The following is a 24,022-nucleotide window of genomic DNA, read 5'->3' as shown; positions in this document are numbered from 1 at the left end:
GTGAGTATGCCTGTCCATAAGGACAGTTCTCAACACAACGGTCCACCTGACAAGGCGGCCCCCAGCGGAGGATTACTCTTCAGATCACATTTGGCATGATCTCGTGCGGCGACGCCACGCACGCCTACATCGCCTCTTTCAGCGTCAACCGCGCCGTGAAGGGCACGCTGGCCTTGCCGACCAGCGCCATGCCTTCGACCTCCGCGCCGCCGGCGAAATAGCCGCCGGAGAAACCGCAGGTGACCTCCCTGCCCCCGAACGCCAGCGATTTGCCGAGCGCCTCAGTGTGCTGATTGACCGTCATGTCGCCGCGCCACTTGCCGTTCCGGAAGGTGTAGTGGCCGGTGTAGTAGAAATAGCTGTCGCCACCCATGATGCGCCCGTCGCAGAGCACGGCAACGCCCTTGGCCTGGCCGCGTTTGCCGTCGCGCATCTCGATCTCGAACATATAGAGGCCGTTGACGACCCCGGTGTGATCGTCGGCCGTTTCCGGCCCAGGCTCGGCCGCCATCAGCCTATCCCCCTTTTTCGTTGGCCTTCGTCACTTCGGCACGTTGCGCTCGAGGTCGTCGAGCCAGGCGGCTGCGCTGGAGTCGGACGGCGCGCGCCAGTCGCCGCGCGGCGAGAGCGAGCCGCCGGCCGAGACCTTTGGACCGTTGGGCATCGCAGAACGCTTGAATTGGCTGAAGGCAAAGAACCGTCGCAAGAACACCTCGAGCCAGTGGCGGATGTCGGCCAGCGCGTAGGCCTTGCGCCGATCGCTCGGAAACGCCGGCGGCCACTCGCCCCCGGCAACATCCTTCCACGCATGCAACGATAGGAAGGCGATCTTGGACGGACGGAATCCGTAGCGCAGCGTATAGAACAGGTTGAAATCCTGCAGCTCGTACGGTCCGATCGCGGCCTCCGTGCTCTGTGGCTTCTCGCCCGGCTTGACCGGAACGAGTTCCGGCGAGATTTCGGCGGCGAGGATCGATCCCAGCGTTCGGTTGACATCATCGCTGAACTGCTTCGAGGCGATCACCCAGCGGATCAGATGCTGGATCAGCGTTTTTGGCACGCCGGCATTGACGTTGTAATGCGCCATCTGGTCGCCGACGCCATAGGTGCACCAGCCAAGCGCGAGTTCCGACAGATCGCCCGTGCCGATGACGATGCCGCCGTGATGGTTGGCGAGGCGGAACAGGTAGTCGGTGCGCAGGCCCGCCTGCACGTTCTCGAAGGTGACGTCGTAGACTTTCTCGCCCTTGCCGAAGGGATGGCCGATGTCCCTGAGCATCTGCGTCGCCGTGGTGCGAATGTCGAGTTCCTGCCAAGTCGTATGCAGCGCTTTCATCAGCGCAAGCGCGTTTGTCTTGCTCTCGCTGCCGGTGGCAAAGCCCGGCATGGTGTAGGCGAGGATGTTTTCACGCGGCAGACCAAGCAGGTCGATCGCCTTGGCGGCGACGATCAAGGCGTGAGTGGAATCAAGCCCGCCCGACACCCCGATGACGACGCGTTTCGTCCCCGTCGCACGCATCCGCTGCACGAGGCCAGCAACCTGGATGTTGTAGGCCTCATAGCAGTCCTGCTCGAGCAGATGTTCGTCGCTCGGAACGAAGGGAAAGCGTTCGACGTTGCGCAGGAAGCCGATATCGACGACCGGCGGCTTCAAGGCAAAGGCGATCTTGCGGTAGCTTGCCTCGCGCTGACGACGATTGTCGTCGAACGTTCCCATCAGCGAACGCTCCTGCCGCAGCAGGTCGAGATCGACGTCGGCGGTCGTGATCTGTCCGCCCTGCCGAAACCGCTCGCCCTCGCCCAGCAGCACGCCGTTCTCGTAGATCGAGGTCTGGCCGTCCCAGGCCAGATCGGTCGTCGACTCCCCGGCACCCGCGGCGGCATAGACATAAGCGGCAAGGCAGCGCGCGGAGGTCGATTGGCAGAGCAGCGCGCGCGACCGTGCGCGGCCGATCGTGATCGGACTGCCGGAGAGGTTGATCAGCACGCTCGCACCAGCCAGCGCCAGCTCTGAGGCGGGCGTCACCGGGATCCACATGTCCTCGCATATCTCGACGCCGATGGTCAGGCCCGTGACGTCCTCCGCCGCAAACAGCAGGTCGACACCGAACGGCGCGCTTAGGTCGCCAACCGCGATCTCCTCGCCCAGGATCCCTGCCCCTGAGGCAAAGTGACGGCCTTCGTAGAACTCGCGATAGGTCGGCAGGTAAGTCTTCGGAACGACGCCCAGAATGCCGCCGCGATGGATGACGACCGCGCAATTGTAGATGCGCGCGCCATGGCGCAGCGGCGCGCCGACGATCAGCACGGTCATCAGGGCGGACGATGCCTCGACGATCGCTTCAAGGCCGCGCTCGACCGCATCGAGCAGCGGGTCCTGCATGACGAGGTCTTCGATCGCATAGCCGGATAGGCACAGTTCAGGGAACACGGCGACCGCCACCGACTGCTCGTGGCATGCGCCCGCCGCCGCGACGATCGCCGTCGCATTGGCGGCCGGATCGGCCACATGCGAGGTGGTGACGCAGGCGGCCACGCGCGCAAATCCGTGGGCGTAGATCGAGTGAAAGCTCATGGCGCGCGGGACCTTTTTGTTCAGTTGCGAACCATTCTTAGCCGATTGACGCGGATCAATGCACGCAATTCCCGATCATGCATAACGGTCCTGCTAAATATTCTCCCTACTCCACTTCCGGCCGCTGCACCCCATGGCTGCCGCGGCCGTTCCTTTTAGTGGAATGGCGCAGATCCCTATCGGGAGCGTTCGGCCCGCAGCGTCTCGAACAAAGCGACGATGGCCTCGACCTGATGGCTGGCAAGCCGCGGGTTCGGCATGGACTGGTTCGGTCCGAGGTAGCGATGACCGGAGGTGAGAAGCTGCCTGATGTCGTCGCTGGAGAATGACGGCCGGCTCGCGAGGTCCGGGAAGCTCGGCGCCGGAACGCGCGACTCCGGCTGTTCGTTCGGCCTGTCGGACACCACATGGCAGTTGCCGCAGATCGAGCGCGCCAGCCCGCGCGCCTCGGCGAGTTGGTCGACGAAGAGCTGATCCGTGAACGGCGAGTTCGCCGGGACCTGAAGCGTGATGAAACCATATCCTTCGGCGCGGTGGCAGGCGTTGCAGCCATTGGTCAGATCGCCATAGGCCTTGGTGAAAGCCGCGGCGTCCTTGGCATCGATGGCACTGCGCAAGGCCTTTACCGCCGCGGCAGCCCGATCGGCGCGGCCCATGGGTTGCGCCACACGCCCGAGGCCGGCTTCGATCTGGTTGAGCTCATAGGTCGCAAGCGGCCAGTTGCCGAGGCGGCCAGCGGACCACAATTTGATGTGCTGGAACTGAAGCGCGGCCATCAGCTCGGACGCCGCTTTGTCGCCGCGCATGCCGTCGGCCTGTGCGAGCGCCTGCGAGAGCGAGGCAGTCAGCAGCGCGAGAGCAGCCAGAAGTGTGCTGAACCTCATGGAGCCTCCACGTCACACTCTAGGCTCCACGTCGGTCCAGCGGCTTTGACCGGGATCAAGACCGGCGTCGTCCGGTACGTCGCTCAGGCCCGGCGTGCGAGAACGCCACCACCGAGATCGGAACGTAGCCATTCGGTGATGCGCGGCCAGGCATGAGCATGGGTCCGCGCTCCCATGAACAGCCCAAGATGATCCGAGGGCTCCGATGCCGCCGCGATGAACATCGAGGGCGTGCCCACGAGATCGGCGATCGCCAGCGCCTGCGTCGCCGGTACGACGTTGTCGTCGAGCCCGGCGAGCAGGAAGATGGGCGCTCTCACATCCTTCAAATCGATTCGTCTGCCGAGCGCCACGAAGTCGCCCGCCGCGATCCGGTTCTCGCGGAAGATCCAGTTGACGATCTGAAGATAATAGCTGCCCGGCAGGTTGAGCGTCTCCTCGTTCCAACGATTGAAGCGCTCCAGGAGCTCGGGTCCGCCCTCCTCGGCCAAACTCCTTTGCAACGCCACCGCGATATCTTCCGCACTCGGTGACCTCGACCAGAAGCGCAGCATCTCCTCGCCGCTGACATTGCCGCCGCCGCGTGCCACGAGCTGGTCATAGACCAGTTCCGGCGCATTGCGCGCCAGGCGCGACAATGCCGACTCGATCGCGAGATCAACGGGGGCGCCGACCAGCACCAGGCGGCGCACCTTGTCCGGAAAGCGCGCGGCGTAGAGCAGCGACAGCCAGCCGCCCTGACATAGGCCGATGAGGTCGACCGGCGCGCCGATCTCGTCGATCGCGACATTGAGGTCGCCGAGATAGCTGTCGATCGAGAGATAACGCATCTCAGGCGACGCCGAGCGCCAGTCCGTGAGATAGACCCGATCGACCCCGCCTTCGAGCAGCGACTGCACAACGCTATGACCCGGCGCAAAATCGGCGATCAGCGCGCGATGCAGCGCATAGGGCGCGCAGACCAGCGCCGGCGGGCCGGTACGCTTCTTGGTACAGTCGCGCAGGCGCATGGTCGCGAGCTCCAGCGCGACCTGATTGGGCGTGGTCCAGGGCAGTTCCGTCTCACGCGGCTCGGGCGAGCTGCGCTCTACCCACCAGAACGCGGCGTTCATGGCGAGCTTGGCCGCTGCAAACGGCCACAGCAGCGGATCATCCGACCCGGGCTCGGATCCCGTCGAGGGCGGCGGTTTCTTGGTGCCTTGCGCCATTTCTAGAAGAACGCCTCGATGCTGACCACGGGAATGCCGAGCGCCTTGAAGCTCTGATGGGTGGCGGCGACCGAGCCGTCGAGATCGATGCCGCGGCAGGCATCCTCGATCACGGCAACCTCGAGCCCAGCCTTGCGGGCATCCTCCGCCGAAAAGCGGACGCAAAAATCCAGCGCCAGGCCCGCGACGAACACCGTCTTCAGCTCGCGCTCGCGCAAATAGCCGAGCAGCCCGGTTGGGGTCTTGTGGTCGTTCTCGAACAGCGCCGAATAGGAATCGATGCCGCGGCGAAATCCCTTGCGCACCACGAGGCTTGGCCGGTGGACCTCGAGGTCCCGGTGGAATTCGGCGCCGGCGGTGCCCTGCACGCAATGGGTCGGCCACAGCACCTGCGGACCGTAGTCGAGATCGATGGCCTCGAACGGCCGCTTATTGGGGTGGTTGGAGGCGAAGGAGACGTGATCGGCGGGGTGCCAATCCTGCGTCAGCACGACATTGGCGAACTTTTGGGCGACGCGATTGATGGCGGGCACAACTCTTTCGCCGCTCGGGACGGCCAGGGCCCCGCCGGTGCAAAAGTCGTTCTGGACGTCGATCACGAGCAGGACGTCCCGGTCGGATATCTTCATTGCTGGTCTCCACCCGGTCTTGCCTCAATGTCGATCTTCCGGCGCCGCTTCGCAACCGCCTACCGCGGGCGGAGTGCTGCCGGCGCAACGGTTCGCCCGCATCGACGTTGACGACATCATCAAGCCGCGGTGGTATGCGAATCTGACCGCGTAGCAATGGAGACAAAGGTTCCCGCGATCACCAATGGCGGTGGACGCGGCGACCGCGAGGACATGACCAGTCGGACCACGAGAGGTTGCGCTTTGCTCGCCGACATCGGCGGCACTAATTCGCGGTTCGCGCTGATGGAGGAGGACGGCCGGATCGGGCCGGTCGCCTACGCGCGGGTCGTCGACTTCCCGACCGTTCGCGACGCCATGGCCGACTTCCTCGCCCGTCAGGTCAATGGCCCGTGCGTCGGCACCGCGGTGCTCGCCGTCGCGGGACCCGTCGTGAACAACCGCTGCGTCATGACCAACAGTCCCTGGATCATCGATGGGAAGGAGCTCCGTGAGGGCTTTGGCCTCGACGCTGTTCACGTGCTCAACGATTTCGAGGTGCTAGCCTGGGCGCTGCCGGCCTTGCAACCGGCCGACCTGTTCCCGCTCGATGCCCAGACTGGCGCGGCTGGCGAGCCGCTGCTGGTGCTCGGACCCGGCACGGGCTTCGGCGTCTCCTGCCTCGTCGAGCGTCACGGCGCCCGGGTGGCCGTGATCACGGAAGCCGGTCACGCGACCCTGCCGGCTGAGACGGAGCGCGAGGAGCGCGTCATCGCCGCGATGCGACGGCGCATGGGCCATGTCGAGATCGAGCTGGGCGCGCTGTCCGGTGCGGGGCTGCAAAATCTCTACGAGGCGGTCGCCGAGGTCGATGGTGTAAAGGCTTCGCAACGCGACGCGGCAGCCATCACCACGGCCGCGCTCGACGGCAGCTGCGACCTCAGCCACACCGTGCTCGAGATGTTTTGCGCCATTCTCGGCTCAGTCGCCGGCAACCTGGCGGTGACGTTCGGTGCTCGCGGCGGCGTCTATATCGCCGGCGGCATCGTCCCGCGCTTCCCGAAATTCCTCGCTGCCTCCGCCTTCCGCGAGCGCTTTGAGGCCAAGGGACGTTTCCGGGATTACCTGCACCCCATTCCGACCAGCATCATCGTCAAGCCGGACGCCAGCTTTGCCGGCCTGAAGGCTTTTTGCGATCACAGTACGGCTTGAGCCTTCGCCCCACGACTGCGGTGTCAAGCGTGAAACGCCTCACGGCTTGCCGCCCCGGCCGTGTTAGGATCACGGGGTTTGAGGGCTCGGGGGGGACTTTTGTGAAAGACCTGATCCGGATCATTGCGATTTCGTTTGTCTTGATTGCCCCTGGTTTTGCGCAAAAGCTGGTCGATCCAGGGGCGGTTGCGCCGGAATACCGCGACGCCGCGGAGCATCGCCGCGCCGAGCAACTGAGGCAGCGTGCCTGCGCCCTCAAGGCGGACCAGGCCAAGATCCTGCTGCGCGACCGCGCCGCCTTTGTGCTGAAATGCATCGACGCGGCCGATGCGAGCAAATAGCCCGTCGCCCGCTAGCGGCGTTTGCCAAGCTCACCGCGCTTGCGGCCGAGCATGCCTGCCAACGTCAGCCGTCAGACACGCCCATCCGCGCAACTGCGCGAGCGACCAGCCAAGCTCGGCCTGCGCGAAGTAGTCCAGCAGGATGGCGGCATAGCCGGCCACCCAGACGGCGACAATGATCGAAATGAAATCGAATTCGTCTTGCATTCGCGTATTCCAATGCCCTGCCGCTTAGCTATAGGCCCCGGCAGGCGAGAGCTCTGTGACCTCTTTCACAGCGGACGCGCGATCTACCATTGATCTCGCGCAAGGCAGGCGAGCCAATCCACAGCTGATTGCACCGGTCACGTCGCCGGACGCGAGTTCCTCCTTGCCCGCTGCCGTCGCTTGAACAACAATTCGCCCGTGGTGCGTGTGTACGATATGGGGGCGTGGCATGCGTAAGCTGGATGTGGGATTTGACTACCATCGCTATCACCGGTTGCTGACCGAGGCGGTGGACGAGGACAGGCGATTGGCGCTCATCGATCTCCTGATCGAGGAAAAGGCCAGGGATCAACTGGCCGCGCAGCGTGCCTCTGACCGGGCCGCGATGACGGCGCATACCATCGCCAAGGTGCTGCGAACGGGCCGCGACTAATCCCGGGCCACCAGCCCTGCCGGCCCGCCGCGGAGTCGGGTTTCGATTGCGATTCCGTTAAGGATGCCTAGCAATCCCGTATCAAACTTTCTGCGCTAGAGCTTTCCCCTACCTGATGCAATTCAGGATCAAAACAGGGGGAATTCACATGAGCATGCTTTCACTTGCTGAGATGCCGGCCCGCATTGAGGTCCGGTCGTTCGACAATGCCTTCAAGACCATCGTCTTCTTCTGCTGCATCGGTCTCGTCGCCTCGTTCAGCCTGATGGCGACCGGCATTGACCTGAGCGCCGGCTTGATGTGAGGACGAGACGCGTTGATTAGAGACGTTCTTTAGGTCAGTTTCACCGCAAGACATTGATCGAATGGCCGCCCCTCGGGCGGTCATTCTCGTTTTCGGCCCGCATGCAGCTCAGGAGCGCCGCGTTGCCTCCTCTGGGCCGACGAAGGCGAGTCCGATCCGGTTCTTCTGGATCCAGATCACCCGACAATCGTGGACCGAGGAGTCCTTGGCCATGACGAGGCGAAAACGCTGGGGAACGAAGGCGGGATTGTCGACGTCGATTGCCGCGCCGGCAGGCGAGATGTTGCGCACGACACAGCTCATCACCGAGCCGCCCGCGGAGACATAGGCCAGCTCTTCGATATCGATACGCGGATACTTTCGTTTGTCGTCCATGCGCGGTCTGCCTCGATCCAAGCCTAGCCGGACTGCCTAAACAAATTGCACGATCCTCGGGTTTCCCCAGCGTCTTTTCATTGTGCGATGCAATGGGGATGGCGGCTGGCGTGAAAGCCAATCACGCGCCCGCGTCGCGGGTTCCCGACAAGACCGCAGCTCGGCCACAGGTCGGGCGTGAATCGGTCGGCTTTTCTTCAAGTTCCCGTGACGAATTGGGCAGGCCGCGCCGCTGCGGCAGGATAGCCGGGCGCAGTGCCTTCCACCTACCCCAGGGCAAGGTTGCCCGGCTATTCGCCGCGAGCGGACGTCAGGCCGATCCGCTTTTCGAGGCGGCCGGTGCGCCGGGAAAAAGAGAATCGATGATCGCCTTGAGCTGGTCGATTGAAATCGGCTTGCGCAGGATCGGCCTGCGCCGGAGCAAGGACGGCAGCAATTCCGGTCCGTAACCCGTGGCGAACAGAAACGGTTTGCCGCGGCGCTCGATCAGGTCCGCGACGGGGTCGACGTAAAGCCCCATGAGATTGATGTCGAGAATGGCAAGATCGTATTGCGCCGTCATCGCGAAGGCGCTCGCGTCCTGAACATTGTCGGCCTCGGCCACAACATGGTGGCCAAGCTCCTCCACCATGTCGGCGATCATCATCCGGATCAACGCCTCGTCTTCGACCAGGAAAACGGAGAGTGCGCCCGTCGTCATATCAACCCCGCAGCGATCATTTGCAGCTAATCATAACTGCATCGCTGCGGGGATTCACGAGTTCGTGGCAGTCGAGCGCGACAAATCTTACTCAAACGCCGATCAATCCAGGCCGCGCTCGTGGCTGAGGCGCACCATTTCCTGGATGAACACTTCCTTCTGCTTGTCGTCCAGGCTCGAAAACAGCGGCTCGGCGGCATCGGCGACGTTGCGCTGGTCGGCCGCGCGGTCGATCAGGAACTGTGCCTCGTTGCGCATCTGCTCGATGATGTCGTCCGGCGGATCGCGCTTGGCGCGGGCAATCCGCAGATTGAGCCGCTCGGCACCATTATGCCCGAGGTAGTGCATGGCGCTGGAGAAACCGTACCAGTGCTTCTCCTGGTCAGGCGTGAGGTTCAGCTCGGTCTTGATGCGCTCGATATAGGAATCGCTGTTGGCGACGATCTGCTCGCCGGTGAGCTGCGGCGCGCCGTTCTGGGTGAGAACGGTGACGTCCTTTGTCGCATCCTTCGGTGCATCCTTGCCGGCCTTGGCGGTCTTGCTGCCCTTACCACTTTTGGCGTCCTTGGTGCCCTTGGCGTCGGCGCCCTTGTCGGCCCCCTGCTGCTTCGCGTCCTTGCTTGCGTCCTTGGCGGGCGGCGCCTGGTTGTTGTTGCCAACCCCGAGCACGCCGGTGAAGACACCGACCACGCCGCCAATCGCGCCGCCCAGCACGCCACCGACCGGGCCTGCAGCCTTGTTGCCGGCGGCCGCGCCCTCCTGAACTCCTTTGACCAGGCCCTGCGCATTGGCAACGCAAGCCGCGCCCAACAGCAATGCCACGACTGACCCGAGCGCGAACCATCGTCGCAGGCGAAGCCGCGCAGGCGGCGTCGGGTTGATCATTCTAGTCTCCATGTCGATCTGATTGGCTGCTCGGAGGGTGGAATCGCGGAAAGTCTGCCCGCCGGAACTCTAGCGTTTTCACGCCGCTCCGGTCCAGATCGAGGAGCGCCCCTCCACATCCGAAAAGTCTGTCCTGCGAACCGGTTAGTTCAGGGTTATTCGGAACTGCGGCGTAATTGCGCTCAAACGATCCTCGCCGATCCTGACCACAGTGTGCGTCGCAAAAGGATCAGTCCAGGTTCAACACCGCGACACATGCGCGACGCGGAGCTACTGAATTTTCGGACTCAACGTTAGTTCAAGAAACGCGCGCGTCGGATTTCTCGACAGACGCGATCAATTCTGATCTGATCGCGCTACCAATTCTCCGCGGCTCGCGTGACTGGCCACGCGAGGCGACGGCAAGAAAAACAAAACAACAAAAAGCAAAACAACGAACGCCAAAGCGAGGAAACGAGATGTCACGCAAGAAGCTTACGCGGCGACAATTTGTGGCCGCAACTGCCATGTCCTCCGCCGCCCTGATCACCGCGCCCTACGTGCGCGGCGCCTACGCCGCCGGCAAGCTCTCGATCGGCTTCTGGGACCACTGGGTGCCCGGCGCCAACGACAGCTCCAGAGCTCTCGTCAACGAGTGGGCAGCGAAGGAAAAGGTCGAAGTCTCCATCGACTACATCACCAGCAACAACAAGAAGATCGAGCTGACCGTTGCCGCCGAAGCGCAGGCCAAATCCGGTCACGACATTCTTCAGATGTACACCTGGTGGCCGCATGCTTATGCCGAGCAGCTGGAGCCCGTGAATGACGTCGTGGAGGCGGCGATCAAGCAGAACGGCGAGGTGAACGGCACCGTGAAATATCTCGGTCAGGCTGCCGGCAAATGGCTTGCCGTCCCCGCCACTCCGGGAAGCCAGATCAAGGGACCCTGCTCCCGCATCGATCTGATGAAGAAGCACGCCGGCATCGACGTTCAGGAGTTGTATCCGGCTGGCGGCCCACCGAAGGCAGACAGCTGGAACATGGATACCTTCCTGAAGGCGGCGGAAGCCTGCCAGAAGGCGGGCTTCGCATTCGGCATCGGTCTTGGCGAGACCACCGACAGCGTCGACACGGCGGGCGCCATCTTCCAGTCGTTCGGCGCCGAGCTCGTCAACTCCAAGGGCGACCTCACGGTGAAGACCGATCAGGTCCGCCAGGCGCTGGAATACTACAAAAAGCTGATCGCCTTCCTGCCGCCGGATGCGCCGTCCTGGGACGATGCCTCGAACAACAAATGGCTGATCTCGGGCCGCGGCGCGCTCATCATGAATCCGCCGAGCGCTTGGGCGGTTGCCAAGCGCGACGCGCCTCAAGTCGCCGAGCAATGCTGGACCCACGGTTTCCCGGCGGGTCCAAAGGGCCGCTTTGCGCCGTTCCTGCCGTATTTCTGGGGCCTTTGGAGCTTCTCCAAGAACAAGGAAGCGGCCAAGAGCCTGCTCACCTATCTGTCGCAGCCGTCATCGATCGAGAAATTCGTCGCGGCGAGCGGCGGCTATGACCTGCCGGCCTATGCCAACATGACGACGCTGAAGACCTGGGCCGAGGAAGGGCCGCCGAAGGGTACGCTCTATCATTATCCGAACCCCTACAACCATCAGACGCTGTCGATCGCGGCCTCTCCTGCGCCGCCGAAGATCGCCCAGCAGATCTATGCGCAGGCGACGCTGACCAAGATGGCGCTGCGCTTTGCGCAAGGGGAGAAGCTGGAGCAGTCGCTGGCCTGGGCCGAGGGCGAGTGCGAAGGCTTCATGCGAAGTTGAGCCGGGGTGTGCCACGGCGGTTCACGCCTCGCGCGTGGGCCGCCGGGCACCCCGCCATTCGCCGGACGTGATCAGATGAAGCCGACACGCGCGTGCCGGCTTCGACGTTGGACATCCTGCACGCAAGCTTGACCCAAGGAAGTTTGACCCGGGGAAACTGACATGGCCGATGTCGTCGTTGAGCACGGTCGCGTCGCGGGCACCGCGAACGCACGAAAACGGACGAGCCTGCACAACGCGTTGGGGCGAAAATCGACCGTAGCGTTCTTCCTGACGCTGCCGCTGATCCTCCTGATCGCGCTGCTCGTGCTCTACCCTGCCCTCTTCTCGATCCACCTCGCGACGCTGAACAAGTCGATGCAGAAGTTCGTCGGCTTCGGCAACTTCACCTTCCTGTTCAAGCGCGAAACGTTCTGGATGGTGGTCAAGCAGTCCTGCATCTTCGCGATCACCGCCGTGATCTTCAAGGCGCTGATCGGCTTCATCGTCGCGCATTTCGTGCACAATATTCCGGCCAAGGGCCAGCGCAAATGGCGCGGCATGCTGCTGGTGCCCTGGGTCATTCCGCCGGCGATGAGCACGCTGGCCTGGCTCTGGCTGTTCGATCCCTCCTATAGCGCATTCAACTACACGCTCTCATTGTTCGGCATCGGTCCCGTTAACTGGCTCGGTAGTGCCGCGTGGGCGCGCTTCTCCGTCATCCTGGTCAATGTCTGGTACGGCGCGCCGTTCTTCATGATCATGTATCTGGCGGCGCTGAAATCGGTGCCGGAGCAGCTCTATGAGGCCGCCGCAATCGACGGCGCCAATTGGTGGCAGCGGATCTGGTACGTGACGCTGCCGATGATGCGCAACATCATCGCGATCACGACGCTGTTCTCGCTGATCGTCACCTTCGCCAATTTCGACATCGTCCGCATCCTGACCTCGGGCGGGCCGCTCGACCAGACCCAGATCTTTGCCACCTACGCGTTCCGGGTCGGCATCGAGAGCAGTGACATCCCGCTCGGCGCCAGTGTCTCGCTGTTCATGGTCCCCATCCTCGCCGTCGCGGCGATCTTCATCCTGCGCGACGTCTCTAAACGCGGGAACGAATCCTGATGAGCACGCTCGCGATCGACAAGGCCGGCCCCCGGCGCAAGGTCAAATATGGCAGCATGAGCCGCGACCGCGCCTGGGCGCTGCGCTGGTCCTACTTCTTCCTGGTGCTGTTCGCGATCTTCTTCCTGACGCCGCCACTCTACATGGTGATCACCTCGCTCAAGAGCAGCGCGGAGATATCGGCTGCGACCAATCCATGGTGGGTTTTCCACCCGACGCTGTCGAATTACCTCGAACTCCTGACGTCCAACCAGTTTCTCCGATTTTTCTGGAATTCGTCGATCGTCTCGCTGGTGGTCGTGTTCGTGACCATGCTGATCAGCGTCCCCGCGGCGTTCGCGCTGGCGCGGATGCGGTTCTGGGGCTCGGCGACACTCGCGACCGGCGTCTTCCTGACCTACCTCGTCCCCGACAGCCTCCTGTTCATTCCGCTCTTCAAGATGTTCGCGCTGATCCAGGATCTGACTGGCATCACGTTGCTCAATCGATGGTACGTACTGCTGTTCGTCTATCCGACGCTGACGGTACCGTTCTGCACCTGGATCATGATCGGCTATTTTGCCTCGATCCCGAAGGAGCTCGATGAAGCCGCGATCATCGACGGGGCGTCCTGGCTGCAGACCCTGACCCGGATCTTCATTCCGGTGGCCCTGCCTGGCCTGATCGCCGCGACGATCTTTGCCTTCACCGTCTCCTGGGCCCAGTTCCTCTATCCCCTGGTGTTCACGACCTCCATCGACCAGCTCGTGCTGCCGGTCGGCATCACCACGACACTGATCAAGGGCGACGTCTTCAACTGGGGCCAGATCATGACGGGCGCGCTGCTCGGCGCGGCGCCGCCATTGGTCATCTACGCCTTCCTGATGGACTACTACATTGCCGGCCTGACCGCCGGTGCGACGAAGGGTTGAAAGCGAGAGGTTGACGATTCATGGCTGAAGTTTCCTTGCGCAAGGTGGTCAAACGTTACGACGACGTCGAGGCGGTGCGCGGCATCGATCTCGACATCGCAGACCACGAGTTCATCGTGCTGGTGGGCCCGTCGGGCTGCGGCAAGTCGACCACGCTGCGCATGATCGCGGGCCTCGAGGATATCAGCGACGGCGACATCACGATCGGCGGCGACGTCGTCAACGACGTTCCCCCGAAGGACCGCGACATTGCGATGGTGTTCCAGAACTACGCGCTTTATCCGCACATGACGGTGGCGGAGAACATGTCGTTCGGGCTGCGCCTGAAGCACTATCCCAAGGCCGAGATCAAGGCGCGCGTGACGGAGGCCGCCCGCCTCCTCGACATCACCGACCTGATCGACCGCAAGCCGAAGCAGCTCTCCGGCGGCCAGCGCCAGCGCGTTGCGATGGGGCGCGCGATCGTGCGCAATCCGAAAGTGTTTCTGTTCGACGAGCCGCTGTCCAACCTCGATGCCAAGCTGCGCGTGCAGATGCGCATCGAGATCAAGAAGGTGCATCAAAAGGTGCGCACCACCACAGTCTACGTTACCCACGACCAGGTCGAAGCGATGACGCTGGCGGACCGCGTCGTCGTGATGAACAAGGGCCGCATCGAGCAGATCGGCACGCCGAACGAGCTCTACCACAAGCCGGCGACGCGCTTCGTCGCGGGCTTCATCGGCTCGCCCGCGATGAATTTCGTGCCATGCCGGCTCGAGGACGTCGGCGGCCAGCTCAACATCCGCCTGACCGATCGTGTCTCCTTCCCGCTGCCGCCGGCGCGCGCCTCGCGCTACAACGCTCTGCCGCGCACCGACAAGCTGCAGCTCGGCATCCGCCCCGAGCACCTCACCGAGTCGCATGCGCATCTGGCGCCCGGGGTCGAGACCTTCGACACCGTGCTGGATGTCACCGAGCCCATGGGCATGGAGACGCTGGTCTACTTCACCCTCGAGGGCACGCCGGTCTGCGGCCGCGTCGATCCCAATGCCGGCGCCAAGGACGGGGCACCCATGCGTTTGGCGATGGACCTCAACAACATGCACCTGCTAAACGAGGCGACCGGCCTCGTGCTGTGATGGCCGGACGAGAAAAGCTTCGAGCAGGCAGGGAACGATGGCGGCCAACAAGAAGAAGATTTTTGTCACGCAAACTTTGTCGCGGGGCGCACGCGCCCTTCTCACCCAGCGGGACGACATCGAGCTCGTCGAGTTCTCCAATCTGATCTCGGCTTCGGATTTCCAGGCGATGCTGACGGCGCATGCGCCGGTTCATGGCGTGGCGCTCGGCGCAACCCGGTTCGGCGAGCCCGAGCTCGAGGCCTCCAGGGACATGAAGGTGGTGACGCGGATCGGCGTCGGCTACGACGCCGTCGACGTGCCTGCCCTCTCGCGCCGCAAGGTGCCACTGATGGTGGCAGGCAGCGCCAACTCGCCCTCGGTCGCGGAAGCCGCGCTGTTCATGATGCTGACGCTCGCCAAGCGCGCCCAGGAGCTGCACGCCTGCGTCAGGGACAACAAATGGGCCGACCGGCTCGGCATCCTGCCGTTCGATCTCTACGGCAAGACCGTGGTGATCGTCGGCTTTGGCCGCATCGGCAGCCGCACCGCCAAGCGCTGCCTCGCGATGGAAATGAACGTCCTGGTCTACGACCCCTACAAGCCGGCGGCCGACATCAAGGCTGCCGGTTGCGAGCCGGTCACCGATCTCGACGCGGCGCTGTCCCGCGCCGACTTCGTCAGCATCCACTGCCCGAAGACGCCAGAAACCGTCGGCATGTTCAATGCCGCGCGGATCGGTCTGATGAAGCGGGCCGCCTATCTCATCAACACCGCACGCGGCGGTATCGTCGAAGAAAAGGCGCTCTACGACGCGCTCACCTCTGGCCGGCTCGCCGGTGCCGGCCTCGACGTGTTCGAGCAGGAGCCGCCGCCGGCCGGACACTCGCTGTTCGAGCTTTCGAACGTGATCATGGCGCCGCATGTGGCCGGCGTCACCGTCGAGGCAGTCGACCGCATGAGCGAGCAGACCGCGCGCAATATCCTGAGCGTGCTCGACGGCGATCCGATCCGTCAGAATGTGATCAACCAGGATGTGCTCGCCTGAGCGCTGCAGTTTTCGGAGAGGCAGAAATTGCCGCACCAAGGTCAACCAGACGTCCCATTTTGGCACAATCGGGCCCAAACCTGGCCTTAATCAAAGGCAAGCTAGGCTGACAGGTCGCGACCGGTCGTGGGACGGAATTGCCGGCGCGTCCTCTTGGAGGATGACCCCTTGTCAGACATCGACCCGACCGACCACGCGCTGGCGACGATCGCCAGCATTCTCGAACACCCCGAGGCCCGGCCCGAGACTGAGAAGTTCGCGAGCGTCGACGAGCATCCGAGTGCCGACGAGGATCTGGTCGTCGACGAGCAGCCGCTCGTGCCGGAGCACCCGGCCGACGCCGACGGCTACAGCAAGCTCGGCCCCGGGCCGATGGCGGCACTGCGGTTCAAATGGACCGTGCAGCGCGGCGACGAGGGTCTCTACTACGTTCACGAGACCATCGGCGAGTATTCCACGCCTGTGGTCAGCGGACCGATGTCGGGCGAAGCCGCGGTGCGGTTCGTCGATGAGCGCGAGAGCGAAGCGCATCGCCGCTTCGAGGTCCTGCGCGACGAGATCGCTAACCGCAGCTCGGTCGCCGACATCGTACGGAAAGGTGAGGCGTAGGCCTCACCTTCTTCCCAAAAAATCCTTCTTCACGAGATCGACGCCGGCGTGCCGCAGGATGTCGTAGGCGGTCGTGACGTGGAAGAAGAATTGCGGGACCGAGAAGGTCAGAAGCAGCGAGCGCCCGGTGAAGGGCAGCTCGGCGCCGCTTTTCAGGCGGAAGGCGACGTCCTTTTCGCCTGCGGCATCGATCTCGGCCTGCGGCAGGCTCTCGACGAAATCGATCGCGGCCGCGATGCGCCGCTGCAGCTCCGCAAGATCAGGCTTGGCATCGGCAAACGTGATCGGCTCATGCCCGGCAAGCAGCGCGGGCCCGACCACGGCATGGCGGACCGCCTCGCCCACCTGCTGCGCCAGATCGTACATGTTCGGATAGAGCCGCATGCCCAGCAGGATGGCCGGATCGATCTTGCGCACCTCGGCGTAAGCGGCGGCCTTGTCGAGCAGCCCGGACAGGTTGCGCAGGAACGGCACGAACATGCCGACCGAAGCCTCGTGGAGAGAGAGCGTCACCTCAAGAAATTCCTTCTCGCAGTTTGCGGACATCTGGTCTAAATCCGCAGGTTCAAGAGCAACATGACAGCTCATGCGAGGGTAGGAAAGAGATGATCGTTCGACGACTGGCGGCGCTGGCTGCGGCGGTGGTGATAGGCTTTGCGGCCCATGCACAGGAGACAACGTCCCCTTCCCGCCTCGACGAGATCATCAAGCGCGGCACGCTGCGCGTCGGCATGACCGGCGACTACAGGCCCTTCACCTCTCTCGACAAGACCACGCAGAAATTCAGCGGCTTCGACGTCGACATGGCCGAAGCGCTGGGCAAGGCGCTCGGCGTCAAAGTGGAGTACGTCCAGACCGCCTGGCCCAAGCTGATGAAGGACTTTGAGGCCGATCAGTTCGACATCGCGATGGGCGGTGTCTCCATCACCTTCGACCGCCAGAAGAAGGGCCTGTTCTCGACGCCCATCATGCGTGAGGGCAAGACGCCGATTGCGCGCTGCGCGGATGTCGGCAAGTACCAGACGCTCGCCGATATCGACAAGAAGGGTACGCGCGTCATCGTCAATCCCGGCGGCACCAACGAGCGCTTCGCGCGGGCCAACATCAAGGACGCCGACATCGAGGTCTTCCCGGACAACACCGCGATCTTCGACGAGATCGCCAAGGGTCATGCCGACCTGATGATGACGGACGCCTCGGAGACGCGCTACCAGCAGAAGCAGCATCAGGGTGTGCTCTGCGCAGTGCATCCGGACAAGCCGTTCGATTTCTCGGAGAAGGCCTACTGGCTCCAGCGCGACGTCGCGCTGAAGGCCTTCGTCGACCAGTGGCTGCACGTCTCTATGGAGGACGGCAGCTACCAGAAAATTTATGGCGCCTGGTTCGACTAGAACGCGGCGCCTGTCCGCATTTTGGCGGCCCGCCGGTCAAACCTTGAACCGAGTTGGCGGGCATTGAACCAAGATCGAAGGGAGTACGACTCATAGCTGGAAAGTGATCTGGATCACGTTTCGCCACGGGGCCGCGGCGTAAGGGTCGATACGGGGAGCACCTGCTCAGGAGATTGCAATGAAAAAGCTGTTGGCGATGGCCGCATTTCTTTTGGCGAGCACGGCCGCGCAAGCGCAATACACCTTCGAGTATGGCGGCCGCACCATCCGGATCGACCCCGATCGCGGCACGGTGCAGATCCCAGGGGTCTACGACAACACCGGCCAGGGCAAGGCGAGGAAGGCCAAGAACGACACGAAGAACGACGCCAAGACGGACACCAAGAACGCTCCCAAGGCGGACACGAAGCCGCCCCAACAGGCCAAGGTCGATCCGCAGCCGCCGGCCAATCCTGCGCCCGCGCCGGCTCCCGTGACACCGCCTCCGGCGGCCGAGCAGACGCCCGCGGCAGCGCCAGCTCCAGCAGCAGCCGTACCGCCTCCGGCGCCACCCACCCCGCCTGCACCGCCACCCGCCACGACCGCCAACAACGCGCCGGCTGCAACCGCCGTTGCGCCTCCGCCGGCTCCACCATCGCCGCCCGCCCCGGCCCAGCAGGACGCCGCTCCCGCGGTGACACCGCCGCCTGCTCCGCCAGCCACCGTCGCGGTTGCTCCGCCTGCACCTCCGGCTCCGGCTCCGGCCCCGCCGCCGGCGCCCGCTCCGCCTCCCGTTCAGGCGACGGCCGCTCCAGCTCCGACGACAGCGCCTACGCCCACGCGCGACCTCAATTCGCCGCTCGGCATCTGGCTCACCGAGGAGAAGGAAGGCAAGGTCCGCATCGAGCAGTGCGGCAACAATCTCTGTGGCTACTCGGTCGATGCCAAATCGGACCAGAACGGCGAGCAGATCCTGATCAACATGAAGCCGGTCCAGGGCCAGAAATGGACCGGCCGGATCGTCGATCCCAACACCGGCTCGACCTATGATTCCACCATCGCGATGCGCGGCACCGATCGCCTGCGCGTACAGGGCTGCGCCTTCGGCGGCATGTTCTGCGGCGGCCAGACGTGGACGCGCGTGAACTAGTTCACATCCGTCTAGCTAAAGCGCGATGAGATTGGGATGAATCGTCATCGCGCTTTGGGGCGTTGTTTGGGCATGATCTCCGCGCAATCGCGAGGGAATACCGCTTCACACTTTTCCGGATCATGCCTTAGGACGTCGCCTCGATCACGTGCGCCTGGATCTTTGCGGAGATCTCGCCCTCGCCATGTCGCGCTGCAATTTTCTTTGCCGCGTGAGCAGTAGCAGCCTCCAGCGCGTCGGGACGTCTCGCCTCGATTTCGTTGCGGAGTGGCGTACCCTGACAGTAGCTCATCGCCACATGCCGCGCTGAGATGGATCGGCTTTCATCCGACCGTGTTTGAACTGCCACCTCTGAAAACCCTGCGTCCTGCAAATCGCGGTGGATCGTGGCGGTGTCGTGATAGCCATGCGGCGTGCGCGCCAGGAAGCGCGGCGGATCGTCCGGGAAGAACTCGGCCAGCGCGTCGGTGACGTCTCCGGCAAAGACGTTGTCCTCGACCCTGTCCCAGACGCTGAAGATGAAAATCCCTCTCGGCCTCAGCACGCGCCGCGCCTCCCGGTAGGCCTTGACCCGATCCGGGAAGAACATCGCGCCGAACTGGCAGCACACGACGTCGAACGAGCTGTCGGGGAACGGGAGCACCTGCGCGTCGGCCTGGCGCCAGCTGACGCGCGCATCGGCACCTTGCCGAAGTTTTGCATGCTCGAGCATCGGCTGATTGAGATCGGTCACGACGTAAGTCGCATCGGGCGGCAGAACGGCTGCGACGGCGCGTGTAACCACGCCGCTTCCCGCCGCCGTCTCCAGTACGGCCTTTGGCGAGCGCACGGCAACGCGGCGCGCCATGTCGTCGGCATAGCTCTGGAAAATCAGCGGAACCATATAGCGGTCGTAATTTTCCGGGACCGCGCCGGCAAACACCTTGTCGGATTCAGGCATCCTTTCGTCCTCCGCGAAAAGCCTTTCGGGTCGCAGGCAGCAGGCCATGAAGGCGGCGCCTTGTCACGTCGCGCTGCACAGCAGGCCGCAGCGTGCGCAAGGTCACGCCCCGCAGAACCGGCGTGATAGCCCTCACATCGGCGCGCTCGACCACCGTGGCAGGTTCCCAGAACGTTCAACTCATAGGGGCAAGCCATGAATCATTTTAGCAAAGGACTTTTGACCAGCATCCTCGTCATTGCCCTGCCGTATGGGCAGGCACGCGCTGCGACCGGCAGCTTCGACGGCACCTGGAATGTGCGGATCACGTCAACGAGCGAAGCCTGCGGCAACGGCTCGACGGTCGCCATCGGCATCACCAACGGTCAGATCGCCTCCGGCAGCGCCGCGGTGAGTGCATCGGGCAGCGTCGCACAGGCAGGTAAGATCAGCGTCCTCTTGAGTAGCGGCATCAAGCGCGCCGCGGGCTTTGGCCACCTCGCCGGCACCTCAGGCTCAGGCACCTGGCACGGCACAATGTGCACGGGCACGTGGACGGCGGAAAAAATCTAGGACGGCAACGCTCGCCCGACGGGTGGCAATCAATCGCGGTTCGCCAATGGTGGACAGACATCCCAGGGAACGTCGCTCTGATCGGTGCGTTGAGAAGCCCAAGCAAACCCACTCCAGCCTGTCGCGCGACGGATGGGCCGAGTGCGATTTGCCGGCTAGACAAGGGCGCGCCAAAGCTGGCGCGCTGACGCCGCGAACAGGCTTGAACAATGAGGGTCTGCGGAGCTATGCGGGCCGGTTTGTTCATCGCATTCATTGCAGCGGCCTGGCTCGGCGGACAGGTCCAGACGTCCCTCGCACAAAGCCGGCCATCCGTTTCCCCCAGCGACGCGTCGAAGACGTCTCTGTCGAAGATGTCTCCGCGGAAGGAAAATGCCCCCAGGAAGGAAGCCGCAAACTCTGATCCGCACACGACAGGATTTGTAACCGGCGCGGCGCAGAGCACCGAGTTCGCCATCGCTCAGGACCTTGCTACCACCCTGGCCAGCGGCCAGGAGACCGGCCCTCACGGGGAGGTCGCATTGCGGGTGCTGCCAATGGTGGGAAACGGTGGCATTCGCAACATCATCGACATACTCAGCCTGGCAGGCGCCGATATTGCGATCGCCCCCGTCCCATTGGCCGATCGTCTCCGAGAGTCAGGAACGCTCGGAGATATCCGCAACAAGCTTGTCTACGTCACCCCGCTGTTTGTCGAAGAGTTCCACCTCCTCGCGCGGCCCGAGATCCAGAGCCTGTCGGATCTCGCGGGAAAGCCTGTCAATCTCGGCGAAGAAGGCAGCGCTGGCGCCGTCCTCGGTCGCGAGGTGCTCAACTATCTGGAGGTGAAGGTCAGCGAATCTAACCTGGCTTTGGACGCAGCACTGGAGGGAATGCGGAAGGGGCAAATCTCCGCCGCCTTGCTGGTGTCGGGCAAGCCGGTCAGCTTCCTCGCGCGATACGCGCAAGATGATGGCCTTCACTTTCTGTCCATCCCCTATTCGAAGGCGATGCTGGAGCGTGAGTTTCTGCCCTCGACCCTCCGCCACGAAGATTACCCAGACCTCATCGGCGTCTCTGATAATGTCGACACCATCGCGATCAAATGCGCGCTTTTCGCTTACAACTGGCCGGCGCGCAGCGAGCGGTTTCCGCTGGTGGAACTGTTTGTGCAGACGCTGTTCTCGCGATTTCCTGAATTTCTTGGCGACGGTCATCACCCGAAGTGGCGAGAGGTGAACCTGACGGCGCTGCTTCCTGGTTGGAGGCGATTTCAACCAGCGGAGCGCTGGCTCCAGCAGCAATCCGGCGGAGAGGCCGCGCTTCGCAAGGCGTTCGGTCGTTTCCTCGAGCAAAAGCCGATCAGCAATCCGCCGGACCGCGAACAACTGTTCCAGGACTTTATGCGGTGGCGAGAACGCCAGCAGGGCCGATGACCCAAGCACCGGGAGGTCTTGATGCGCAATTTACTGGTGGCCGCAGCCTTGGCCACGTTGCTTGCATTGATCGCCGACGTGAGGCGGCCGGCGGCGCAACTTTTTCCATTCGAGCTTCCGGATCCGCAGACGCTCGCTCCCGTGCCATCAACCGACAATGCCGGGAAAGCCAGGGCGGTAACTCGTCCAGACGGCAAACCACATGCTCGCCCGGACGAAAAACGACATGGAAGACTCTACGTCGCTCCCGCACGGCCAAATCAGCGGAGGATCGCCGAAAAGAAGGGATACAAGCGCGTCAGCGATCTCGTGAACTTCCCGAAGTTCTTTCCCGGCCTGGGCATCCTCTTTGTCAAACCCGACACTCTGCCGCTAGGTCCTTTCCTCTGCTTTGATCGCAGGGATCGCCTGGTGGCGAGCGTGTATATGGTGCCCATCAAGGATATCGACGATCACAAGTCGTTGGAGGCGCCCGGCTTCGCTGGAACAGTTGACCACGTCAGCATCTACTTCAATCCGGGGCATCCTGGAGTGGACGTGCCGCATTACCACCTCGTGATCTGGCACGTGAGCAAGAAGGAGGAAGCGCGCGTCGCCAAGTGACGCACAGCTTTGCGTTTGCTCATGGAAAAAGTGCTTGCCTATGCGATCTCGGGTTTCATCGTGTGCTTTGGCGTCTGGATCTTCGTTGCCGGCCTAAGCACCAGCGCACCCGCGCTGTGGTCGTGCGCGGCCTTCTTGCCCACCGCAATCGGACTTTGGAGCGCTTTCGGGGATATCTAGAGATAGTCCGGCCGGAACCAGAACGCGCCTGCGACCTTGGTTCTTGGGTGGCGAGATCTTATCCGATGGACCTTACCGCAACCGAGCGCGATTTCCTGAGACGGCTGGCTTCCCAAGCCTGGATCAGCACGCCGCTGTTCGACCACGAAATCGTCGCCCGACTTATCGAACTCGGGCTCGTTGAGACCGAACCACTGGCTTCAGGCGAGGTCGAATACCGGATCACCGACGCGGGCCGCGATGTCCTGTGAATTCGGTGGTGCAGCCCGAAGTGTTGCGACGCGGAGTGGAATCTAGTCAGCTTGATGCTCTCGCGGGTCTGTGCCCCGGATTGGCAACGCATCGCTGACGCGCTGCGTTGCCGCCGGGGCGCGAGACCGTGGCTAACCCACCGGTGCCGAATATTCCGCGTCGGTGACCGGCTCCAACCAGGTCGAGTACACGCCGTCGAGCGCTTCCTGCATGGCGATGTGGGTCATGCCGTTGGTGGGCGAAGCGCCGTGCCAATGCAATTCCCCCGGCGGAATCCAGACGGTGTCGCCGGGGCGGATTTCCCTGATCGGGCCGCCCTTGGCCTGGACGCGGCCGACGCCGGAGATGACGTAGAGCGTCTGCCCGAGTGGATGGTGATGCCAGTTGGTGCGCGCGCCGGGCTCGAACGAGACGCGCGAGCAGTTCAGCCGCGCCGGCGCAGGCGCCATGATGACGGGGTCCTGCAACACCGTGCCGGTGAAGTTCTCCTTGGGCGCGCGGCGGGTCGGTCGCGTGCCTGCGACGTGGATTTCCATGGGTGCCTCTCTTCCTGTTACTTCTTGCTCGCGGCGTAGCGCGCCTTGGTCTCGGCGTTCATGGGGTAGAGGCCCGGCAGCACGGCGCCGTTGTTCACCTCGTTGACGATCCAGGCTTCCATTCGCTCCTGCTCGACGCCCTCATTGAGCACATGGTCGAGCATCGCCTGCGGGATCAGCACGCAGCCGTCCTGGTCGGCGACGACGATGTCGTTCGGAAACACCGCAACGCCGCCACAGCCGATCGGCTCGCCCCAGCCAACGAAGGTCAGGCCCGCGACCGACGGTGGCGCGGCGTAGCCATCGCACCACACCGGAAGATTGGTGCCGAGCACGCCCTCGACGTCACGCACGACACCGTCGGTGACGAGCGCGGTGACGCCGCGCTTGACCATGCGCGCGCAGAGGATGTCGCCGAAGATGCCGGCATCGGTGATGCCCATGGCGTCGACCACGGCGATGCACCCCTCCGGCATCGCCTCGATCGCGGTGCGGGTCGAGATCGGAGAGGACCAGGATTCCGGCGTCGCCAGATCCTCGCGCGCCGGCACGAAGCGCAGCGTGAACGCCGGGCCGACCAACCGCGGCAACCCCGGGCGCAGCGGACGCGCGCCGCGCATCCAGACATTGCGCAGGCCCTTCTTCAGCAGGACCGTGGTGATGGTGGCAGTGGTGATGCCGGCAAGGGTCTTGCGGGCTTCGGGGGATAGCGACATGGACGAGA

Annotated in this window: 29 protein-coding genes; 16 read left to right on the top strand and 13 right to left on the bottom strand. The window is 63.6% G+C overall.

Annotation, left to right across the window (positions count from 1 at the left end; genetic code table 11):
- Nucleotides 1-124: 124 nt before the first annotated feature.
- The 5 genes from SO140_RS33025 to pncA all read right to left on the bottom strand — a co-directional run bounded on the left by SO140_RS33025 (nt 125) and on the right by pncA (nt 5,296).
- The gene (locus SO140_RS33025) at nt 125-511 is read right to left on the bottom strand and encodes a GrlR family regulatory protein (RefSeq protein WP_449381676.1); all 387 of its coding nucleotides are present in this window, start codon (nt 509-511) and stop codon (nt 125-127) included.
- A 30-nt stretch (nt 512-541) separates the two neighbouring features.
- Entirely contained in the window at nt 542-2,575 is a 2,034-nt protein-coding gene (locus SO140_RS33020; protein WP_449381677.1) for an NAD(+) synthase, read from the bottom strand.
- A 176-nt stretch (nt 2,576-2,751) separates the two neighbouring features.
- Entirely contained in the window at nt 2,752-3,459 is a 708-nt protein-coding gene (locus tag SO140_RS33015) for a c-type cytochrome (protein ID WP_449381678.1), read from the bottom strand.
- Between the two features lie 83 nt (nt 3,460-3,542).
- Nucleotides 3,543-4,667, bottom strand: a complete 1,125-nt coding sequence (locus tag SO140_RS33010) for an alpha/beta fold hydrolase (RefSeq protein WP_449381679.1) — start codon at nt 4,665-4,667, stop codon at nt 3,543-3,545.
- Nucleotides 4,668-4,669: 2 nt separating this feature from the next.
- Nucleotides 4,670-5,296 carry a bifunctional nicotinamidase/pyrazinamidase gene (gene pncA / locus SO140_RS33005; RefSeq protein ID WP_449381680.1) on the bottom strand — a complete coding sequence of 209 codons (627 nt, stop codon included), beginning with the start codon at nt 5,294-5,296 and terminating at the stop codon, nt 4,670-4,672.
- A 213-nt stretch (nt 5,297-5,509) separates the two neighbouring features.
- On the opposite strand from pncA, the gene glk reads away from it, so the two are divergent.
- Nucleotides 5,510-6,487, top strand: coding sequence for a glucokinase (gene glk, locus SO140_RS33000; RefSeq protein ID WP_449381735.1), 978 nt, complete (start codon nt 5,510-5,512; stop codon nt 6,485-6,487).
- Nucleotides 6,488-6,588: 101 nt separating this feature from the next.
- A complete protein-coding gene (locus SO140_RS32995) occupies nt 6,589-6,828 on the top strand; it encodes a hypothetical protein (RefSeq protein ID WP_449381681.1) in 240 nt (79 codons plus the stop codon).
- A gap of 30 nt (nt 6,829-6,858) precedes the next feature.
- On the opposite strand, the gene SO140_RS32990 is transcribed toward SO140_RS32995, so the two are convergent.
- Nucleotides 6,859-7,035 (bottom strand): hypothetical protein, encoded by a 177-nt coding sequence (locus SO140_RS32990; protein ID WP_498543608.1) that lies wholly within the window; start codon nt 7,033-7,035, stop codon nt 6,859-6,861.
- Between the two features lie 229 nt (nt 7,036-7,264).
- On the opposite strand from SO140_RS32990, the gene SO140_RS32985 reads away from it, so the two are divergent.
- Together SO140_RS32985 and SO140_RS32980 are read left to right on the top strand one after the other, a co-directional pair.
- The gene (locus SO140_RS32985; RefSeq protein ID WP_449381683.1) at nt 7,265-7,468 is read left to right on the top strand and encodes a hypothetical protein; all 204 of its coding nucleotides are present in this window, start codon (nt 7,265-7,267) and stop codon (nt 7,466-7,468) included.
- Nucleotides 7,469-7,616: 148 nt separating this feature from the next.
- Entirely contained in the window at nt 7,617-7,772 is a 156-nt protein-coding gene (locus SO140_RS32980) for a hypothetical protein (RefSeq protein ID WP_449381684.1), read from the top strand.
- A 108-nt stretch (nt 7,773-7,880) separates the two neighbouring features.
- Here SO140_RS32980 and SO140_RS32975 read toward each other — a convergent pair whose 3' ends face one another.
- The 3 genes from SO140_RS32975 to SO140_RS32965 all read right to left on the bottom strand — a co-directional run bounded on the left by SO140_RS32975 (nt 7,881) and on the right by SO140_RS32965 (nt 9,732).
- Nucleotides 7,881-8,147 (bottom strand): PilZ domain-containing protein, encoded by a 267-nt coding sequence (locus tag SO140_RS32975; RefSeq protein ID WP_449381685.1) that lies wholly within the window; start codon nt 8,145-8,147, stop codon nt 7,881-7,883.
- Nucleotides 8,148-8,457: 310 nt separating this feature from the next.
- Nucleotides 8,458-8,847 carry a response regulator gene (locus SO140_RS32970; protein WP_449381686.1) on the bottom strand — a complete coding sequence of 130 codons (390 nt, stop codon included), beginning with the start codon at nt 8,845-8,847 and terminating at the stop codon, nt 8,458-8,460.
- Nucleotides 8,848-8,949: 102 nt separating this feature from the next.
- Entirely contained in the window at nt 8,950-9,732 is a 783-nt protein-coding gene (locus SO140_RS32965; RefSeq protein ID WP_449381687.1) for a Spy/CpxP family protein refolding chaperone, read from the bottom strand.
- 458 nt (nt 9,733-10,190) lie between these two features.
- Here SO140_RS32965 and SO140_RS32960 point away from each other — a divergent pair, with 458 nt between their 5' ends.
- The 6 genes from SO140_RS32960 to SO140_RS32935 all read left to right on the top strand — a co-directional run bounded on the left by SO140_RS32960 (nt 10,191) and on the right by SO140_RS32935 (nt 16,300).
- Entirely contained in the window at nt 10,191-11,531 is a 1,341-nt protein-coding gene (locus tag SO140_RS32960) for an ABC transporter substrate-binding protein (protein ID WP_449381688.1), read from the top strand.
- Nucleotides 11,532-11,693: 162 nt separating this feature from the next.
- Complete coding sequence (locus SO140_RS32955) at nt 11,694-12,632, top strand: carbohydrate ABC transporter permease (RefSeq protein WP_449381689.1); 939 nt, start codon at nt 11,694-11,696, stop codon at nt 12,630-12,632.
- A complete protein-coding gene (locus SO140_RS32950) occupies nt 12,632-13,543 on the top strand; it encodes a carbohydrate ABC transporter permease (RefSeq protein WP_449381690.1) in 912 nt (303 codons plus the stop codon). Before SO140_RS32955 ends, SO140_RS32950 begins: the two co-directional genes overlap by 1 nt.
- Before the next feature lie 20 nt (nt 13,544-13,563).
- Nucleotides 13,564-14,664, top strand: a complete 1,101-nt coding sequence (locus SO140_RS32945; protein ID WP_449381691.1) for an ABC transporter ATP-binding protein — start codon at nt 13,564-13,566, stop codon at nt 14,662-14,664.
- Between the two features lie 37 nt (nt 14,665-14,701).
- Entirely contained in the window at nt 14,702-15,691 is a 990-nt protein-coding gene (locus tag SO140_RS32940) for a hydroxyacid dehydrogenase (RefSeq protein WP_449381692.1), read from the top strand.
- 168 nt (nt 15,692-15,859) lie between these two features.
- Nucleotides 15,860-16,300: a hypothetical protein gene (locus SO140_RS32935; protein ID WP_449381693.1), complete on the top strand. Its 441-nt coding sequence runs from the start codon at nt 15,860-15,862 to the stop codon at nt 16,298-16,300.
- Between the two features lie 3 nt (nt 16,301-16,303).
- On the opposite strand, the gene SO140_RS32930 is transcribed toward SO140_RS32935, so the two are convergent.
- Entirely contained in the window at nt 16,304-16,846 is a 543-nt protein-coding gene (locus SO140_RS32930; protein ID WP_449381694.1) for a DUF1993 domain-containing protein, read from the bottom strand.
- 59 nt (nt 16,847-16,905) lie between these two features.
- Between SO140_RS32930 and SO140_RS32925 the strand changes: the two genes are divergently transcribed.
- Together SO140_RS32925 and SO140_RS32920 are read left to right on the top strand one after the other, a co-directional pair.
- Nucleotides 16,906-17,691 (top strand): transporter substrate-binding domain-containing protein, encoded by a 786-nt coding sequence (locus SO140_RS32925; RefSeq protein WP_449381695.1) that lies wholly within the window; start codon nt 16,906-16,908, stop codon nt 17,689-17,691.
- Nucleotides 17,692-17,869: 178 nt separating this feature from the next.
- Nucleotides 17,870-18,820 carry a DUF2147 domain-containing protein gene (locus SO140_RS32920; protein ID WP_449381696.1) on the top strand — a complete coding sequence of 317 codons (951 nt, stop codon included), beginning with the start codon at nt 17,870-17,872 and terminating at the stop codon, nt 18,818-18,820.
- A 127-nt stretch (nt 18,821-18,947) separates the two neighbouring features.
- Here the strand turns inward: SO140_RS32920 and SO140_RS32915 are convergent, their stop codons facing one another.
- On the bottom strand, nt 18,948-19,760 hold the full coding sequence (locus tag SO140_RS32915; RefSeq protein ID WP_449381697.1) for a class I SAM-dependent methyltransferase: 813 nt from the start codon (nt 19,758-19,760) through the stop codon (nt 18,948-18,950).
- A 195-nt stretch (nt 19,761-19,955) separates the two neighbouring features.
- On the opposite strand from SO140_RS32915, the gene SO140_RS32910 reads away from it, so the two are divergent.
- The 4 genes from SO140_RS32910 to SO140_RS32895 all read left to right on the top strand — a co-directional run bounded on the left by SO140_RS32910 (nt 19,956) and on the right by SO140_RS32895 (nt 22,761).
- Nucleotides 19,956-20,312, top strand: a complete 357-nt coding sequence (locus tag SO140_RS32910) for a hypothetical protein (protein WP_449381698.1) — start codon at nt 19,956-19,958, stop codon at nt 20,310-20,312.
- A 239-nt stretch (nt 20,313-20,551) separates the two neighbouring features.
- Entirely contained in the window at nt 20,552-21,727 is a 1,176-nt protein-coding gene (locus SO140_RS32905; protein ID WP_449381699.1) for a TAXI family TRAP transporter solute-binding subunit, read from the top strand.
- Between the two features lie 21 nt (nt 21,728-21,748).
- On the top strand, nt 21,749-22,330 hold the full coding sequence (locus SO140_RS32900) for a hypothetical protein (RefSeq protein WP_449381700.1): 582 nt from the start codon (nt 21,749-21,751) through the stop codon (nt 22,328-22,330).
- Nucleotides 22,331-22,575: 245 nt separating this feature from the next.
- On the top strand, nt 22,576-22,761 hold the full coding sequence (locus SO140_RS32895; protein WP_449381701.1) for a hypothetical protein: 186 nt from the start codon (nt 22,576-22,578) through the stop codon (nt 22,759-22,761).
- Nucleotides 22,762-22,893: 132 nt separating this feature from the next.
- Here SO140_RS32895 and SO140_RS32890 read toward each other — a convergent pair whose 3' ends face one another.
- Nucleotides 22,894-23,298, bottom strand: a complete 405-nt coding sequence (locus SO140_RS32890) for a (R)-mandelonitrile lyase (protein ID WP_449381702.1) — start codon at nt 23,296-23,298, stop codon at nt 22,894-22,896.
- Between the two features lie 17 nt (nt 23,299-23,315).
- Nucleotides 23,316-24,014 carry a ribonuclease activity regulator RraA gene (locus SO140_RS32885; protein WP_036012452.1) on the bottom strand — a complete coding sequence of 233 codons (699 nt, stop codon included), beginning with the start codon at nt 24,012-24,014 and terminating at the stop codon, nt 23,316-23,318.
- Nucleotides 24,015-24,022: the final 8 nt, after the last annotated feature.

The sequence above is a fragment of the Bradyrhizobium sp. UFLA05-108 genome, assembly GCF_059803455.1.
This window is presented reverse-complemented; position numbering and strand designations above follow the sequence as displayed.